Origin of the sequence: Janthinobacterium sp. AD80 (assembly GCF_002878455.1) — a bacterium.
In the GTDB taxonomy this organism is placed as follows: Bacteria; Pseudomonadota; Gammaproteobacteria; order Burkholderiales; family Burkholderiaceae_D; genus Janthinobacterium.
In genome coordinates this window covers 1-15,098 of sequence record NZ_NRDQ01000019.1, presented here as the reverse complement: position 1 = coordinate 15,098, position 15,098 = coordinate 1, and the positions used below count along the sequence as shown (strand labels likewise).

At 65.0% G+C, this 15,098-nt stretch carries 15 protein-coding genes; 13 read left to right on the top strand and 2 right to left on the bottom strand.

Features of this window, described 5'->3' with window-relative positions:
• Nucleotides 1–99 precede the first annotated feature (99 nt).
• The 11 genes from xylG to gabD all read left to right on the top strand — a co-directional run bounded on the left by xylG (nt 100) and on the right by gabD (nt 12,200).
• A complete protein-coding gene (gene xylG, locus JaAD80_RS04080; protein WP_102293092.1) occupies nt 100–1,677 on the top strand; it encodes a D-xylose ABC transporter ATP-binding protein in 1,578 nt (525 codons plus the stop codon).
• Nucleotides 1,674–2,816 (top strand): sugar ABC transporter permease, encoded by a 1,143-nt coding sequence (locus JaAD80_RS04075; protein ID WP_102293000.1) that lies wholly within the window; start codon nt 1,674–1,676, stop codon nt 2,814–2,816. Before xylG ends, JaAD80_RS04075 begins: the two co-directional genes overlap by 4 nt.
• Before the next feature lie 67 nt (nt 2,817–2,883).
• Nucleotides 2,884–4,065, top strand: a complete 1,182-nt coding sequence (locus JaAD80_RS04070; RefSeq protein WP_102292999.1) for a DNA-binding transcriptional regulator — start codon at nt 2,884–2,886, stop codon at nt 4,063–4,065.
• On the top strand, nt 4,062–4,832 hold the full coding sequence (locus JaAD80_RS04065) for a hypothetical protein (RefSeq protein ID WP_102292998.1): 771 nt from the start codon (nt 4,062–4,064) through the stop codon (nt 4,830–4,832). The genes JaAD80_RS04070 and JaAD80_RS04065 overlap by 4 nt, the downstream gene beginning before the upstream one ends.
• 80 nt (nt 4,833–4,912) lie before the next feature.
• The gene (locus tag JaAD80_RS04060; RefSeq protein WP_102292997.1) at nt 4,913–5,926 is read left to right on the top strand and encodes a 2-dehydro-3-deoxygalactonokinase; all 1,014 of its coding nucleotides are present in this window, start codon (nt 4,913–4,915) and stop codon (nt 5,924–5,926) included.
• Nucleotides 5,923–7,653 (top strand): L-arabinonate dehydratase, encoded by a 1,731-nt coding sequence (gene araD / locus JaAD80_RS04055; protein WP_102292996.1) that lies wholly within the window; start codon nt 5,923–5,925, stop codon nt 7,651–7,653. The genes JaAD80_RS04060 and araD overlap by 4 nt, the downstream gene beginning before the upstream one ends.
• Before the next feature lie 14 nt (nt 7,654–7,667).
• The gene (locus JaAD80_RS04050; RefSeq protein WP_374755223.1) at nt 7,668–8,564 is read left to right on the top strand and encodes an SMP-30/gluconolactonase/LRE family protein; all 897 of its coding nucleotides are present in this window, start codon (nt 7,668–7,670) and stop codon (nt 8,562–8,564) included.
• Between the two features lie 13 nt (nt 8,565–8,577).
• Nucleotides 8,578–9,219: a bifunctional 2-keto-4-hydroxyglutarate aldolase/2-keto-3-deoxy-6-phosphogluconate aldolase gene (locus JaAD80_RS04045; RefSeq protein WP_102292994.1), complete on the top strand. Its 642-nt coding sequence runs from the start codon at nt 8,578–8,580 to the stop codon at nt 9,217–9,219.
• A 172-nt stretch (nt 9,220–9,391) separates the two neighbouring features.
• Nucleotides 9,392–9,814, top strand: coding sequence for a CoA-binding protein (locus JaAD80_RS04040; protein WP_102292993.1), 423 nt, complete (start codon nt 9,392–9,394; stop codon nt 9,812–9,814).
• Complete coding sequence (locus JaAD80_RS04035; RefSeq protein ID WP_102292992.1) at nt 9,811–10,653, top strand: PPK2 family polyphosphate kinase; 843 nt, start codon at nt 9,811–9,813, stop codon at nt 10,651–10,653. The genes JaAD80_RS04040 and JaAD80_RS04035 overlap by 4 nt, the downstream gene beginning before the upstream one ends.
• A gap of 92 nt (nt 10,654–10,745) precedes the next feature.
• Nucleotides 10,746–12,200, top strand: a complete 1,455-nt coding sequence (gene gabD / locus JaAD80_RS04030; protein WP_102292991.1) for an NADP-dependent succinate-semialdehyde dehydrogenase — start codon at nt 10,746–10,748, stop codon at nt 12,198–12,200.
• A gap of 19 nt (nt 12,201–12,219) precedes the next feature.
• Here gabD and JaAD80_RS04025 read toward each other — a convergent pair whose 3' ends face one another.
• A complete protein-coding gene (locus JaAD80_RS04025) occupies nt 12,220–13,353 on the bottom strand; it encodes a poly(3-hydroxybutyrate) depolymerase (RefSeq protein ID WP_102292990.1) in 1,134 nt (377 codons plus the stop codon).
• A 180-nt stretch (nt 13,354–13,533) separates the two neighbouring features.
• On the opposite strand from JaAD80_RS04025, the gene JaAD80_RS04020 reads away from it, so the two are divergent.
• On the top strand, nt 13,534–14,127 hold the full coding sequence (locus JaAD80_RS04020; protein ID WP_102293091.1) for a glutathione peroxidase: 594 nt from the start codon (nt 13,534–13,536) through the stop codon (nt 14,125–14,127).
• Nucleotides 14,128–14,245: 118 nt separating this feature from the next.
• Nucleotides 14,246–14,605 carry a DUF1428 domain-containing protein gene (locus JaAD80_RS04015; RefSeq protein WP_102292989.1) on the top strand — a complete coding sequence of 120 codons (360 nt, stop codon included), beginning with the start codon at nt 14,246–14,248 and terminating at the stop codon, nt 14,603–14,605.
• Here JaAD80_RS04015 and JaAD80_RS04010 read toward each other — a convergent pair.
• On the bottom strand, nt 14,602–15,098 hold a 497-nt coding region (locus JaAD80_RS04010), incomplete at its 5' end, for an aminotransferase class IV (RefSeq protein WP_180979292.1). The two genes, JaAD80_RS04015 and JaAD80_RS04010, sit on opposite strands and share 4 nt — an antisense overlap.

Genomic DNA, 15,098 nt, shown 5'->3' with positions numbered 1-15,098 from the left:
AAGCGCTGGTGATGGTGTCGGGTTACGCGCTGCGCGCTAACCCGACCTACGCCGGTCTTCCAGCCTGTGGTTTTCCCCGTATCCGCAACGAGAGTGAGCATGTCCGATTATCTGCTTGAAATGAAAGGCATCGTCAAACAGTTTGGCGGTGTCCGCGCGCTCGACGGCATCGACCTGCAGGTGCGGGCCGGCGAGTGCATCGGCCTGTGCGGCGAGAATGGCGCCGGCAAGTCGACCCTGATGAAGGTGCTGTCCGGCGTCTACCCGCACGGCAGCTGGGACGGCGAGATTCTGTGGGAAGGCCAGCCCCTGCGCGCGCAATCGATCCGCGACACGGAAGACGCGGGCATCATCATCATCCACCAGGAACTGATGCTGGTGCCGCAGCTGTCCGTGGCCGAGAATATCTTCATGGGTCGCGAACTCACCCTGCCCGGCGGACGCATGCACTATGCGGCCATGTACAAGCGCGCCGACGAACTGCTGCGCGAATTGAAAATCCCGCAGCTGAACGTGGCGCTGCCCGTCATGAATTACGGCGGCGGCCACCAGCAGCTGGTGGAAATCGCCAAGGCGCTCAACAAGAATGCGCGCCTGTTGATCCTCGATGAACCGTCGTCGTCGCTGACGGCGTCGGAAATCGCCGTGCTGCTCGACATCCTGCGCGCTTTGAAGGCGCGTGGCGTCACCTGCATCTATATTTCGCACAAGCTCGATGAGGTGGCCGCCATCTGCGACACCATTGTCGTCATCCGCGACGGCAAACACATCGCCACCACGCCCATGGCGCAGATGAATGTCGAGCGCATCATCGCGCAGATGGTGGGCCGCGAAATGAGCCAGCTGTATCCGCAGCGCGCAGCGGAAAACACAGCGGCCATCGGCGAGGTGCTGTTCGAGGCGCGCCACGTGACCTGCATCGATGCGGACAACCCGCAGCGCAAGCGCGTCGACGACGTGTCGTTCAGCCTGCGCAAGGGAGAAATTCTAGGCATCGCCGGACTGGTGGGCGCGGGGCGCACGGAGCTTGTCTCCGCCCTGTTCGGCGCCTACCAGGGACCGTGCCAGGCCGAAGTGTGGCTCGATGGCCGCCGCATCGATACGGGCACGCCGCAAAAAGCCATCGCCATGGGCCTGGCCATGGTGCCGGAAGACCGCAAGCACCACGGCATCGTGCCCGACCTGGACGTGGGACAGAACATCACCCTGGCCGTGCTGGAGCAGTTTGCGCGCGCCACGCGCATCGACGGCGAAGCGGAACTGGCGGCCGTGCGCGGCGAGATCGCCCAGCTGGAACTGAAAACGGCCAGCCCGTCGCTGCCCATCACGAGCCTGTCGGGCGGCAACCAGCAAAAGGCCGTGCTGGCCAAGATGCTGCTGACGCGACCCCGCGTGCTGATCCTCGACGAACCCACGCGCGGCGTGGACGTGGGCGCCAAATATGAAATCTACAAGTTGATGCTGGCGCTGGCCGACCGGGGCGTGGCCATCATCATGGTCTCGTCGGAGCTGGCCGAGGTGCTGGGTGTCTCCGACCGCGTGCTGGTGATGGGCGAAGGCCGGCTGCGCGGCGACTTCATCAACGATGGCCTGAGCCAGGAAACCGTGCTGGCAGCCGCGCTGTCGCAGCATCCGGCGCCCGCCGCCACCCCCGCAAACAAGGAACCCGCCGCATGAAACCGATGAACGTCAAACAGCTGTTCACCCAATACAAGATGCTGGCCCTGCTGATCGCCGTGGCGCTGATCTGGGCCTTCTTTTCCTGGAAGACGGAGGGCAGTTTCCTCACGCCGCGCAACCTGTCGAATCTGCTGCGCCAGATGTCCGTGACGGGCATCCTCGCCTGCGGCATGGTGCTGGTGATTATCGCCGGCGAGATCGACCTGTCCATCGGTTCCCTGCTGGGCCTGTTGGGCGGCATCGCCGCCGTGCTGGACGTGACGCAGCACTGGCCGCTGGCGCTGAACCTGGCGGCCGTGCTGGGTTGCGGCCTGGTGATAGGCCTCTTGAATGGCTATCTGACGGCGTACCGCGGCATCCCTTCATTTATCGTCGGCCTGGGCGGCATGCTGGCCTACCGCGGCATTTTGCTGGGCATCACGGGCGGCATCACCATCGCCCCCGTCTCCGAACCGATGGTCTACCTTGGGCAGGGCTACCTGCCCGCCGTGCCGGGCATCGCGCTGGGCATCGGCCTGTTCCTGCTGGCCGCCTTTTTGACGTGGCGCGCGCGCGCCAGCCGCGCCCAGCATGGCTTGCCGCAGCCGGCCGCGTGGCTCGACGGTTTGCGCGTGGCCGTCATCGGCGCCGTGCTGTATGCCTTCGTGCAGACGTTGAACGGCTATGAAGGCATTCCGCTGCCCGTGCTTCTGCTGCTGGCCCTGCTTGGCCTGTTCAGCTACATCACCAGCCAGACCGTGTTTGGCCGGCGCATTTACGCCGTCGGCAGCAATATGGAAGCGACGCGCCTGTCCGGCATCAACGTCAAGGCCGTCAAGCTGTGGATCTTCGGCATCATGGGCCTGATGTGCGCCTTGGCCGGGCTGATCAACACGGGCCGCCTGGCGGCCGGTTCGCCTTCGGCCGGCACCTTCAGCGAGCTCGATGCCATCGCCGCCTGCTTCATCGGCGGCACCTCGATGCGCGGCGGCTCGGGCACCGTGTACGGCGCCCTGATCGGCGCGCTGGTGATGGCCAGCCTGGATAACGGCATGTCCATGCTGGACGTGGACACTTACTGGCAGATGATCGTGAAAGGCAGTATTCTGACTCTCGCCGTCTGGGTTGATGTCAGTACAAGGGCGGGACGCCGGTAAGACCGATGCGTGACCGGCAGCCAGGGACGACGATACGTTCCGGCCGCCACATGGAGGAGCCACCAGCATGAAGTTACCGACCGCGCACCGCATCGCGCTGCTGTTCAACGGGAATAAAATCTATGACCGCGACATCATCGCGGGTATCGCCGCCTACCTGAACACCACGCGCGTGTCGTGGGACCTGTTCCTGGAAGAGGACTTTCGATGCCGCCTGCCCGGCATCGAGCGCTGGCAGGGCGACGGCATCATCGCCGATTTCGACGATCCCGCCGTGTGCGCGGCGCTGGCCCATAGCCGCGTGCCCGTGGTGGCTGTCGGCGGCTCGTATGCGCGCGAAGCCGACTACCCGGCCGGCATTCCCTATGTCGCCACGGATAACTTCAAGATCGTCAAGCTGGCCTACGACCACCTGGTGGAAGCGGGCCTGACGCGTTTCGCCTGCTTCAGCCTGCCCGAGGCGGAGGTCAACCGCTGGGCGCAGGAGCGCGAAACGGCGTTTTGCGCGCTGATGCAGCGCGACCACCTGCGCGCCGACGTGTACCGGGGCGTGGCCACCAGTGCGCCCTCGTGGGACGAGGCGGTGGAGCAGCAGATCGCCTGGCTCAACAGCCTGGAAAAGCCCGTCGGCATCATCGCGGTGAGCGATGCGCGCGCGCGCCAGCTGCTGCAGGCCTGCATGCACGCGGGCATCGCCGTGCCGGAGCAAGTGGCCCTGATCGGCATCGACAACGACCCGCTGGCGCGCATGCTCACGCGCATTCCCTTGAGTTCCGTGATCCAGGGAACCGAGGAAATGGGCCGCACGGCGGCGCACCTGCTGCACCAGATGTTGAATGGCGCGCGCCTGGCCGGCACGCGCATCCTCGTGCCGCCGGCCGGCCTGAACGTGCTCGCTTCCACGCGCCACCAGCCGTTCCAGCATCCGCAGGTGATGCAGGCGCGCCATTTCATCCGCCAGTACGCCTGCCAGGGCATCAAGACGGAGCAGGTGGCCGATTACGTGGGCGTGTCGCGCTCCTCGCTCGAAGCGCATTTCCGCCATGAGCTGGGGCGTAGCGTGCACGACGAGATCCTGCATTTCAAGCTCGATGCGGCCAAGACGCTGCTGGCGCGCGAACCGGGCCAGGTGGCCGAGGTGGCCGTGCGTTGCGGCTTTACCACGGTGCAGTATATGCACGCCGTCTTCAAGCGCGAACTCGGTTGCACGCCGCGCGAATTCCAGCAGCGCAGCCGTCCGCCGCCATGACGGTTTTTACCTTGCACAACGCGCGCGGCATGCGCGTGGCGGTCGATGCCCACGACGCCAGCCTGCAATCATGGTGGGCGCCCGACCGCTATGGCCGCATGGCCGACGTGCTGACCAGGGCGGTGCCCGGCGCGCCAGCGCTCAATGGCTGGCTGGGGAGCATGCCTGACGATGCCAGCCTGCTGCTGCAGCTGGCGCAGGATGGCTTGTCGGCGCGCCTGCTGTACCGGCTTGGCGACGATGGCGGCTTGCACCTGGCCTGCGAGGCCACGACGGACGCCGTGTCACGTTTCGCGCTGCCCGCGCCCCGCTTCAATCTGCAGGGCCGCAGCACCAGCGTGGCCGACCATGTGCTGCGCCTGGCGGCCGGCCGCTACCGGCCGGTGGGGCGAACGCAGGAGGAGCCCGTCGATGTCGCGGGCAGCGCTTTCGATTTTCGCCAGCCGGCACCCGTGGGCGCACGGCTGGCCTGGCCGGCGCTGGCGGGGATGGCCGGTTTCGATCATGATTTTTACTGCGCCGGGGATGGCGCACTGCGGCAAGCGGCAGTAGTTGCCGAGCCCGCTTCAGCCCGGGTCCTGCGTTTTTCCAGCACGCAATCCAGTTTCCATTTGCGCACCGATGCGCGCGGTTTTTCCTGCGCCACGCAGGCGCTGGAACTGTTGCCTGGCGTGGCCGCGCGGCTGGCGTTGATCTACCGTCTGGGGGTGCAGGATATGGATGATTTTGACATATCTGAACCGGTATCAATGATGTTAAATAAGTGATTGGTCAGATATGCGGGGCAGTTCTACCATGAGGTAGTTTTTCCCCTTTCTTTTTTCTTACCGACGCTGCGAACCTGCCCATGAATATAGTCACCATCGATGCCGGCACCACCAATACGCGTACCCTGCTATGGCGCGACGGGGCCGTGCTGGCCCAGGCGCAGCAGGAAACGGGCGTGCGCAATACGGCCATCGATGGCCACAACGGCGCGCTGAAACAGGCGCTGCGCGAGACCATCGCCACCGTGCTGGACAGTGCTGGCATCGCGCCGGGCGACCTGCACCTGGCGCTGGCGTCGGGCATGATCAGTTCGCCCATGGGCGTGCTGGAAGTGCCGCATTTGCCGGCGCCGGCCGGCCTGGCGCAGCTGGCGCAAGGCATGCAGGCGGTGGACTTGCCCGACGTGCTGGCCCAGCCCCTGTGGCTGATCCCCGGCGTGCGCAACCAGCATGGCGCCATCGGCCTGCATAACGTCGAAGCGATGGACATGATGCGCGGCGAAGAGACGGAAGTCATCGGCCTGCTGGAGCGGTTGCAGCTGCGCGGCGCGGCCACCATCATCGTGCCCGGCTCGCACACGAAATTGATCAGTGTGGACGAGCAGCGCCGCATCCTCGGCTGCAGCACCACCATCGCCGGCGAACTGCTGCAGGCGATTTCGCAGCATACGCTGATCAAGCAATCGGTCGAAGGCGGCTTTGCGCAGACCCTGGTGCCGAAGATGCTACTGGCCGGCGCCGCCGCCGCGCAAAAAACGGGACTGGCGCGCGCCTGCTTCAGCGTGCGCACCCTGGGCCAGTTCAGCACCGTCGACTGCAACGAGCGTGCCAATTTCCTGATGGGAGCCGTGCTCAGTGGCGACTTGCTGGCGCTGCGCAACAGCACGGCCATCCAGATGCGTCCCGACACGCCGCTCGTCATCGCGGGCAAGCCCATGCTGCGCCAGGCGCTGTCGCTGCTGATCGAGGAGCAGGGCTTCTTTTATGGCAAGCGCATCGTCGTCGACGACCAGCAGCAAAACCATCTGGCGGGCCATGGCGCCCTGCTGATCGCCGCCGCGCGCGGCCTGATTTTACGCAAGGAAGCAGCATGAGTGAATCGAAAGGCAAGCGCGCCCTGCGCTCGCAGGCATGGTTCGGCGGCGACGACAAGGACAGTTTCATCCACCGCAGCTGGATGAAGAACCAGGGCTATCCCAGCGATGCCTTCGATGGCCGCCCCGTCATCGGCATTTGCAATACCTGGTCCGAACTGACGCCCTGCAATGGCCATTTCCGCGACCTGGCCGAAGCCGTCAAGAAGGGCGTGCTGGAAGCGGGCGGCTTCCCCGTCGAGTTTCCCGTGATGTCGCTGGGCGAATCGAATCTGCGCCCGACGGCCATGCTGTTCCGTAACCTGGCCAGCATGGACGTGGAAGAATCGATCCGCGCCAACCCGATCGACGGCGTGGTGCTGCTGACGGGCTGCGACAAGACCACGCCGGCGCTGCTGATGGGCGCGGCCAGCGTGGACTTGCCCACCATCGTGCTGTCCGGCGGCCCCATGTTGAACGGCAATTACCGTGGCCAGCCCATCGGCTCGGGCACGGACGTGTGGAAGTTTTCCGAGGATGTGCGCGGTGGCCGCATGACGCAGGCGCAGTTCCGCGAAGCCGAATCGTGCATGTCGCGCTCTTCCGGCCATTGCATGACCATGGGCACGGCGTCCACCATGGCCAGCATGGTCGAAGCGCTGGGCGTGACCCTGCCCGGCAATGCGGCCATTCCCGCCGTCGACGCGCGCCGCAAGCTGCAGGCGCAACTGACGGGCCGGCGCATCGTCGGCATGGTCGATGAAGACCTGAAACTGTCGCAGATCCTCACGCGCGAGGCGTTTGAAAACGCCATCATGGTCAATGGCGCCATCGGCGGCTCGACCAATGCGGTGATCCACCTGCTAGCCATTGCCGGGCGCATCGGCGTGGACATGCGCCTGGGCGACTGGGACCGCCTGGGGCGCGATATCCCGTGCCTGCTGAACCTGATGCCATCGGGGCAGTACCTGATGGAAGATTTTTACTATGCGGGCGGCCTGCCCGTCATCATCCGCGACTTGCTGGGCAAGTTGCATGGCGAGGCGCTGACGGTGACGGGCGCGACCCTGGCCGTGAACGTGGCCGAAGCGGAAAATTTCAACCCGCAGGTGATCACGCCGCTGGCGCAGCCATTCAAGGACGAAGGCGGAATCGCCGTCCTGCATGGCAACCTGGCGCCGCGCGGCGCCGTCATCAAGCCATCGGCCGCCACGCCCGCGCTGATGCAGCACCGCGGCCGGGCCGTCGTCTTCAACAGCATCGAGCACTATAAAAAGCGCGTTGACGATCCGCAGCTCGATATCGATGCCAGCTGCGTGATGGTGCTGCAAAACTGCGGCCCGCAGGGCTATCCGGGCATGGCGGAAGTAGGCAACATGGGGCTGCCGAAAAAACTGCTGGAGCAGGGCGTGCGCGACATGGTGCGCATCTCGGACGCGCGCATGAGCGGCACGGCCTTTGGCACGGTGGTGCTGCACGTGGCGCCGGAAGCGGCCGTGGGCGGCCCGCTGGCGCTGGTGCGCGACGGCGACATGATCGAACTGGACGTCGAGGGCCGGCGTTTGCACCTGGACGTCGACGAGGCCGAACTGGCGCGCCGCCGCGCAGAGTGGGCCGCGCCGCAGCCAGCCATGAAGGGCGGCTACCAGTCCATGTACATCAAGCACGTGACGCAGGCCGATGAAGGCGCGGACCTCGACTTTCTCGTCGGCTGCCGCGGGTCGGCCGTGCCGCGCGAATCACATTAAAAAAGAAGGAAAAAATGATGGGGACACAGGCCCAATTACTGGTCGACGCGCAAAATTTCCTGGGCGAGGGCGTGCGCTGGTGCGAACGCAGCGGGCGGATTTTCTGGACGAATATCGAAGGCTGCCAGTTGCATGCGCTGGAGCTGGCCTCAGGGGAACGCCAGACCTGGGACATGCCAGAGCGCCTGGCCTGCTTCGCGCAGACGCATAGCGACGACATCCTGCTGCTGGGCCTCGCCTCGCGCCTGGCGTGGTTTGACGTGCGTAGCGGGGCCGTCACGCCCTTGCACACGGTGGAGGGCGACTTGCCCATGACGCGCCTGAACGATGGCCGCTGCGACCGCCAGGGACGCTTTGTCTTCGGCACGCTCGATGAACGTCCGTGTCGCGACGCCATCGCCAGCTTTTACCGCCTCAACCTGGATTTGACCCTGGAACGCCTGCCGCTGCCGGCGATCGCCATCTCGAACAGCATCTGCTTCAGCGTCGATGGCACGGCCATGTACTTTTGCGATTCGATGAAAAAGGCGATCTACCGCTGGGACGATTACCTGGGCGGCGATGCCAGCCGGGTGCGCGTGTTTGCCGTGCTCGAACCGGGTCCCGGCGCGGCCGATGGCGCCACCATCGACGCGGACGATCACCTGTGGAGCGCGCAGTGGGGCGGCGGCAAGGTGCTGCGCTTCGCGCCCGATGGCAGCGTCGAGCGCACGGTGACCTTGCCCGTGTCGCAGCCCAGCTGCGTGAGCCTCGGTGGCGGCACCTTTGACGAATTGTTCATCACGACGGCGCAGGAAAGCTTGAGCCCGGTGCAACTGGCGGCCGAACCTTTGGCCGGTGGCCTGTTCCATGCGCGCCAGCCCGGCGTGCGCGGCTTGCCGGAAGTGCGCTTCGGCGCCGTGCCGGCCTGAGAGGAGAAGGCATATGCAAAAAAACCTGGTTTTCAATGGCATCCTCGAACGGGGCATGGTCGGCATCGTGCGCGCCGGCTCGCCCGACGCCGCCCTGCAGATCGCCGAGGCGTGCATCGCCGGCGGCGTCACGGCGCTGGAAGTGGCCTTCACCACGCCCGATACCCTGGGCGTGCTGCGCACCCTGCGCGAACGCCATGGTCATGACGTGCTGCTGGGCGCGGGCACGGTGCTTGATGCGGAGACGGCGCGCGCCGCCATCCTGGCCGGTGCCCAGTTCATCATCTCGCCCGGCGTCAACGTCGAGACGATTACCCTGTGCCAGCGCTACCAGGTGCTGTCCATGCCGGGCGCGATGACGCCGACGGAAATCGTCACGGCCCTGCAGGCAGGCGCCGATATCGTCAAGGTCTTCCCGGCCGAGATGTTCGGTCCCGCCTACATCAAGGCGCTGCGCGCGCCGCTGCCGCAGGCGCCCTTGATGCCGACAGGCGGCGTGACGGTGGAAAACCTGCACGAATGGTTCGCCAGCGGCGCCGTGGCCGTGGGGATCGGCAGCAGCCTGAGTGGCCCGGGCGCCACGGGAGATTACGCGGCCGTGACGGCGCGCGCGCAAGCCTTCGTGGCAAAGATGGCGGCCGTGCGTTCTCAATAACGTCCTGCTGAGAAAACCGTAGCGAGCGGATGTGAGTTGTGGCTGAGAAGCGCAGCTGTGCGAAGCACGGGGCCGCCAAGGCAGTGAGTATCGGAGGCCGCAAATCGCGCCGCGTAGCAGGCTTTTTCTGCTACGCTAGGCGGGCAATGTCGCACGCCTGCCTATACAAACCATGTCCAACATCGCCCGCATCCTGCAATACAGCCGCATCATCGCCATCGTCGGCATGTCCGACAAGCCGGAACGCGCCAGCCACGAGGTGGCCGACTACCTGCTGCGGCATGGCTACCGCGTGCTGCCCGTCAATCCGGCCCTCGCCGGCAAGGAAGTGCTGGGCCAGCGCGCCTTTGCCACCCTGAGCGACGCTGCTGCCGCTGTGGCCCCCGCGCGCATCGATATCGTCGACTGCTTCCGCAAGTCGGAAGACATCCTGCCGATCGCCGAGGAAGCCATCGCCGTCAAGGCGGGCTGTCTGTGGCTGCAACTCGATATCGTCAACGAGGCGGCGGCGCAGCTGGCGCGGGCGGCGGGGCTGGAGGTGGTGATGGACCACTGCACAAAAATTGAGCACCGCAAGCTGGCGGTGGCGGCATGAAGGCGCGCACGCAATTTCGCGCCGGCAAGGGCTATGCGCTAGACGAGGACTTCGCCGGCAAGCGCCTGCTGGGCGCGGCCACCAAGGCGGCCAACAAGAAGTTGACATCGGCCCAGTGCAAGGCCATGGACCGCGAGGAAACCGTGGCGTTGACGGCGCAGATCGCCGAGTGCCAGAGCATGCTGTACGCGCAGCACAAGAAAAAGGTCTTGCTGGTATTGCAGGGCATGGACACCTCGGGCAAGGATGGCACCGTCAAGGCGATCTTCAGCAATATCAACCCGATGGGCATCCGCGCCGTGGCCTTCAAGGGCCCGACCGACATCGAACTGGCGCACGATTATCTGTGGCGCGTGCACCAGCACGTGCCCGTGAAGGGAGAGATCGCCATCTTCAACCGCAGCCACTACGAGGATGTGCTGATCACGCGCGTGCAGGACATGATCGACAAGCCGGAATGCCAGCGCCGCTACGCGCAGATCCGCGATTTCGAGCGCATGCTGAGCGAGACGGGCACCGTCATCCTGAAAATCTTCCTGCATATTTCCAAGGACGAGCAGAGGGGACGGCTGCAGGAGCGGCTCGATGATCCCGACCGCCAATGGAAGTTCGATCCCAACGATATCGCCCAGCGCAAGAAGTGGGACGCCTACCAGCGCGCCTATGAAACGGCGATCCGCGAGACGGACGCCGACCACGCGCCGTGGTATGTGGTGCCGGCCAATTCCAAGACCCAGCGCAATCTGGTGGTGGCGTCGCTGCTGCTGGAAACCCTGCAGGGCATGAAGCTCGCGTATCCGCCGCCGGACCCGAAGCTGTCGTCCTACAAGGTCGAGTAAAAGCGCGGGCGCTTCGGCTGTCCGCCTGCGGAATCGGCCGCGCTGTGGCATAGTATCTTCCGTCGATAATTCAAACCAGACCGGAGATCCATATGCTGCAGTTGAAAGATCCTACCTTGTTGCGTCACCAGGCTTACTTGAACGGAGCCTGGGTCGATGCCGACGGTGGCCAGACGATTAATGTGAGCAATCCCGCCACCGGCGAGCATATCGGCACGGTGCCCTTGATGGGCGCGGCCGAGACGCGCCGCGCCATCGAAGCGGCCAACGCGGCCTGGCCTGCCTGGCGCAAGAAGACGGCCAAGGAGCGCGCCGCCGTGCTGCGCCGCTGGCATGACCTGATCCTGGAAAACGCCGACGACCTGGCGCTGATCATGACCACCGAACAGGGCAAGCCGCTGCCGGAGGCAAAGGGCGAAGTGCAGTTCGGCGCTTCGTTCATCGAGTGGTTTGCCGAGGAAGGCAAGCGCGTCGCGGGCGACACCCTGCAGTCGCCATGGCCGGATCGCCGCCTGGTCATCACCAAGGAGCCGATCGGCGTGTGCGCCGCCATCACGCCATGGAATTTCCCCGCCGCCATGATCACTCGCAAAGTCGGCCCGGCCCTGGCCGCCGGCTGCCCGATGGTCCTGAAACCGGCCGAAGCGACGCCGTTTTCCGCGCTGGCGCTGGCCGTGCTGGCCGAACGCGCTGGCGTGCCGGCGGGCGTGTTCAGCATCGTCACCGGTGCGCCGAAAGACATCGGCGGCGAAATGACCTCGAACCCGATCGTGCGCAAGCTGACGTTTACGGGCTCGACCCAGGTGGGCCGTCTGCTGGCAGAACAATGCGCGCCGACGATCAAGAAGCTGTCGCTGGAACTGGGCGGCAATGCGCCGTTCATCGTCTTTGACGACGCCGACCTGGATGCGGCCGTGGAAGGCGCCATCGCCTCGAAATACCGCAACGCGGGCCAGACCTGCGTCTGCGCCAATCGCCTGTACGTGCAGGACAGCGTGTATGAAGCGTTCGCCGAGAAACTGGTGGCGGCCGTGGCCAAGCTGAAGGTCGGCAACGGCATCGAGGCGGGTGTCACGCAAGGTCCGCTGATCGATGACAAGGCTGTCGCCAAGGTGGAAGAGCACGTGGCCGACGCACTGGGCAAGGGCGGCCGCCTGCTGGCCGGCGGCAAGCGCCATGCGCTGGGCAATGGCTTCTTCGAGCCGACCATCATCGCCGACGTGACGAACGACATGCGCGTGGCCACCGAAGAAACCTTCGGCCCGCTGGCGCCATTGTTCCGCTTCAAGACGGACGAGGAAGTCATCGGCCTGGCGAACAACACGGAATTCGGCCTGGCCGCCTACTTCTATTCGCGCGACATCGGCCGTATCTGGCGCGTGGCCGAAGGCCTGGAAACGGGCATGGTGGGCGTCAACACGGGCTTGATCTCGAACGAGATCGCGCCCTTCGGCGGCGTCAAGCAATCGGGCCTGGGCCGTGAAGGGTCGACCTACGGTATTGAAGACTACCTGGTCATCAAGTACATCTGCATGGGCGGTATCTAAGACCGCTTAGTAAGACCGCTTAACGTGAGCCGCGGCGCGCAGCCAGACGATCCAGCATGCCCTTGACCGCCTCCATTTGCGTGCCGCTCCTGCGGTAGAAATCCGGGTCGATGGGGTTGACGCTGGTGTAGCCCCAGAAATCCCAGCAGCCTTTCGGGTTGTAGGGGTGGACGGGGCTCGGCTCGGCCTGCGGATACAGCACGATGATCTTGTTGGCGTCCGCTACCTGGTTGTAGCCGGTGCTGGTGTAGAAGCGGTTGCCGATCGCCTGCGTCGTTTGCAGACAGCCGTGGAAGACCACGTGGACGCGGCAGGTTTCGCTGTCGCAGGCTTTCGGAATGTAGGCGTAGCCCGTATTGTTCATGCTGGAATACGCTTTGCGGATGAAGCTGCGCTGGTTGAAGGCGATTATCTTGCCCGTCGGGGTGGCCGCTGGCGCCTGCAGGTCCGGGTACAGATGCTGCAGGATGTCGCGCGCCTGCGTGTAGTCGCAGTCGTTGATGAACGGCGACTCTGTCACGGCGCAGGGCTTGTCGTTGGCGCTGTCCGTCAGGATGGCGTGGCCCGCGCCGACATTGTCGATGAAGCGGATCTGTGCCGCCGGCGTACCCGCCAGCTGGTAGAACTGGCTCACCTGGTTGACCACGGGCCGCGTCACGGTCCGGTCTTGCGTTCCACTGAACAGATACACGCGCTGGCGCTTCAGGTTGGCCGTATCGTCGATCAGATTGGCGCGCGCGAAATCGTTGGCCGCGCGCAGCAATTCGCTGGCCACGGGTGGCGCCACCTGCGATTCGCCCGGATTCATGCACGTCGTCAGGGCGTTGGTCAGGTAGGGAATATACGGGAAGCGGCCCGGCTGGCCCGAGCAGAAATACGGGCCGCCGGCGATGATGCCGGTGCCGGCAACGGTGGCCGAATAGGCGACGGCAAACTGCGCCGCCATGAAGCCGCCGGACGACAGCCCGGACACCGTGGTCTGGCCCAGGTCGACCTGGTAGGCGGGCAGGGCGGGTGCATCGTTGGCCGCGGCGGGTTTGACGGCTTTGGCTGCCTTGGCGGTCGTGGCGGCGTGCACGCCGGCTGGGGCCAGGAACAGCAGGCTGGCGGCCAGCAGGGCGGCGGGGAATGCGGTCAGGTGCGGGTAGGGCATGGCAACTCCACAGGGCAAGGAAAGGGACAGGAAGGCCGAGCATAGGTAAAAAAACTGTGTGCTGGGCAAGTACTGCACAGGCTTTGATGTCGCTCAAGCAATTGCTGTTGTTGTCTGCCTTGCACGCGCGCGCGGCGTTTGGCATAGAATGGTTTTTTCTTTTCGACCATGGTGCCCTTCATGTCCAAGATCCTAGCTCCGCTGTTTGCGTGTGCGGCCCTCGCTGCCAGCCTGGCCGTGCCGGCCCATGCCGCCACCCCTGCAGCTCCTGCAGCCGCCGCCGCGCCGGCCGCCTGCCCCGCCATCCTCAAGCAAACCTTCAACCGCCTGCAGGATGAAGCACCGCAAAACCTGTGCCAGTACGCGGGCAAGGTCGTGCTGGTGGTGAATACGGCCAGCTATTGCGGTTTTACCAATCAATACGAAGGGCTGGAAGCGCTGTACGCCAAGTACGGCGGCAAGGGCCTGGTGGTGCTGGGTTTCCCGTCGAACGATTTCGGCAAGCAGGAACCGGGCAACAGCAAGGAAATCGCCGATTTCTGCTACAACACCTATGGCGTCAAATTCCCCATGTTCGCCAAGTCGGTGGTTTCCGGCCCGGCGCCCAATCCGCTGTACCTGGACCTGATCAAGCAGACGGGCAAGACGCCGGCCTGGAATTTCCATAAATACCTGATCGACCGCCAGGGCAAGGTGGTGGAAAGCTTCCCCAGCAAGGTGACGCCGGACGACAAGAAACTGGTTGGCGCGGTGGAAAAGGCGCTGGCGATGTAAGTTGTCGAGACACAAGCAGGCTTGAATGCCTGCTTTTTTTTAATGCCGCGCTTGTCGTCTTGCCATCATTGTCCTAAGCTGGTTGTTCATCTTTTGAACAACCATCAAGGAGATCATCATGGCGTATGTCGATGGATTTGTGGTGCCCGTACCGAAAGCCAGGCTCGATGACTATCTGGCCATGTCGCGCAGCTGCGCCGCCGTCTGGCGCGAATATGGCGCGCTGGAGTTTCGCGAATGCGTGGGCGACGATGTCAAGCCGGGCAAGCTGACGTCGTTCCCGCAGGCGGTGGACTTGCAGGATGGCGAAGTGGTGGTGTTTTCCTGGATCGTGTACGAGTCGCGCGCCAAGCGCGATGAAATCAACGACAAGGTCATGAAAGACCCCCGCCTGGCCGAGATGATGGACCCGGCCAAGCTGCCGTTCGATGGCAAGCGGATGATCTATGGCGGCTATGAAATGCGCATAGATCTTTAAGTTGCCAGCACGGCCAGCACGGCCGGCAGCGCCCCGCGCAGCGCATTGCACACGACGATGGCTTCGGCGCGCGCCAGCATGGCGCGCGTGATGACGGTTTCCTGCGCGTTCCAGGCGGGATCGGCCAGCATGGCCGCGCGCTGCACGCCGGGCAGCAAACCGCAGGACAGGGGTGGCGTGTGCCAGCGCCCATCGAACTGCACGAAGACATTGCTGCGCCCGCCTTCCGTCAATTCTCCCCGCTCGTTAAAGAACAGCATGTCAAAGCCGCCTTGCGCCTCGGCCGCGCGCCAGGCCGCGTCGTAGCGCGTGCGCACGCTGCTCTTGTGGCGCAGGAACAGGTCGTCCGCCGCGGTAGCGTCGGGCGCCAGCATGACCTTCACGGTGTCAGGCAAGGCGCTCAGGGCGCCGCTTTGCACGTAGAACTGGCCGTCGCAGCGCAGCGCCAGGCGCAGGCGGAAGGGGGCGTCGTCGGGGCGCGCCGCGCAGGCCG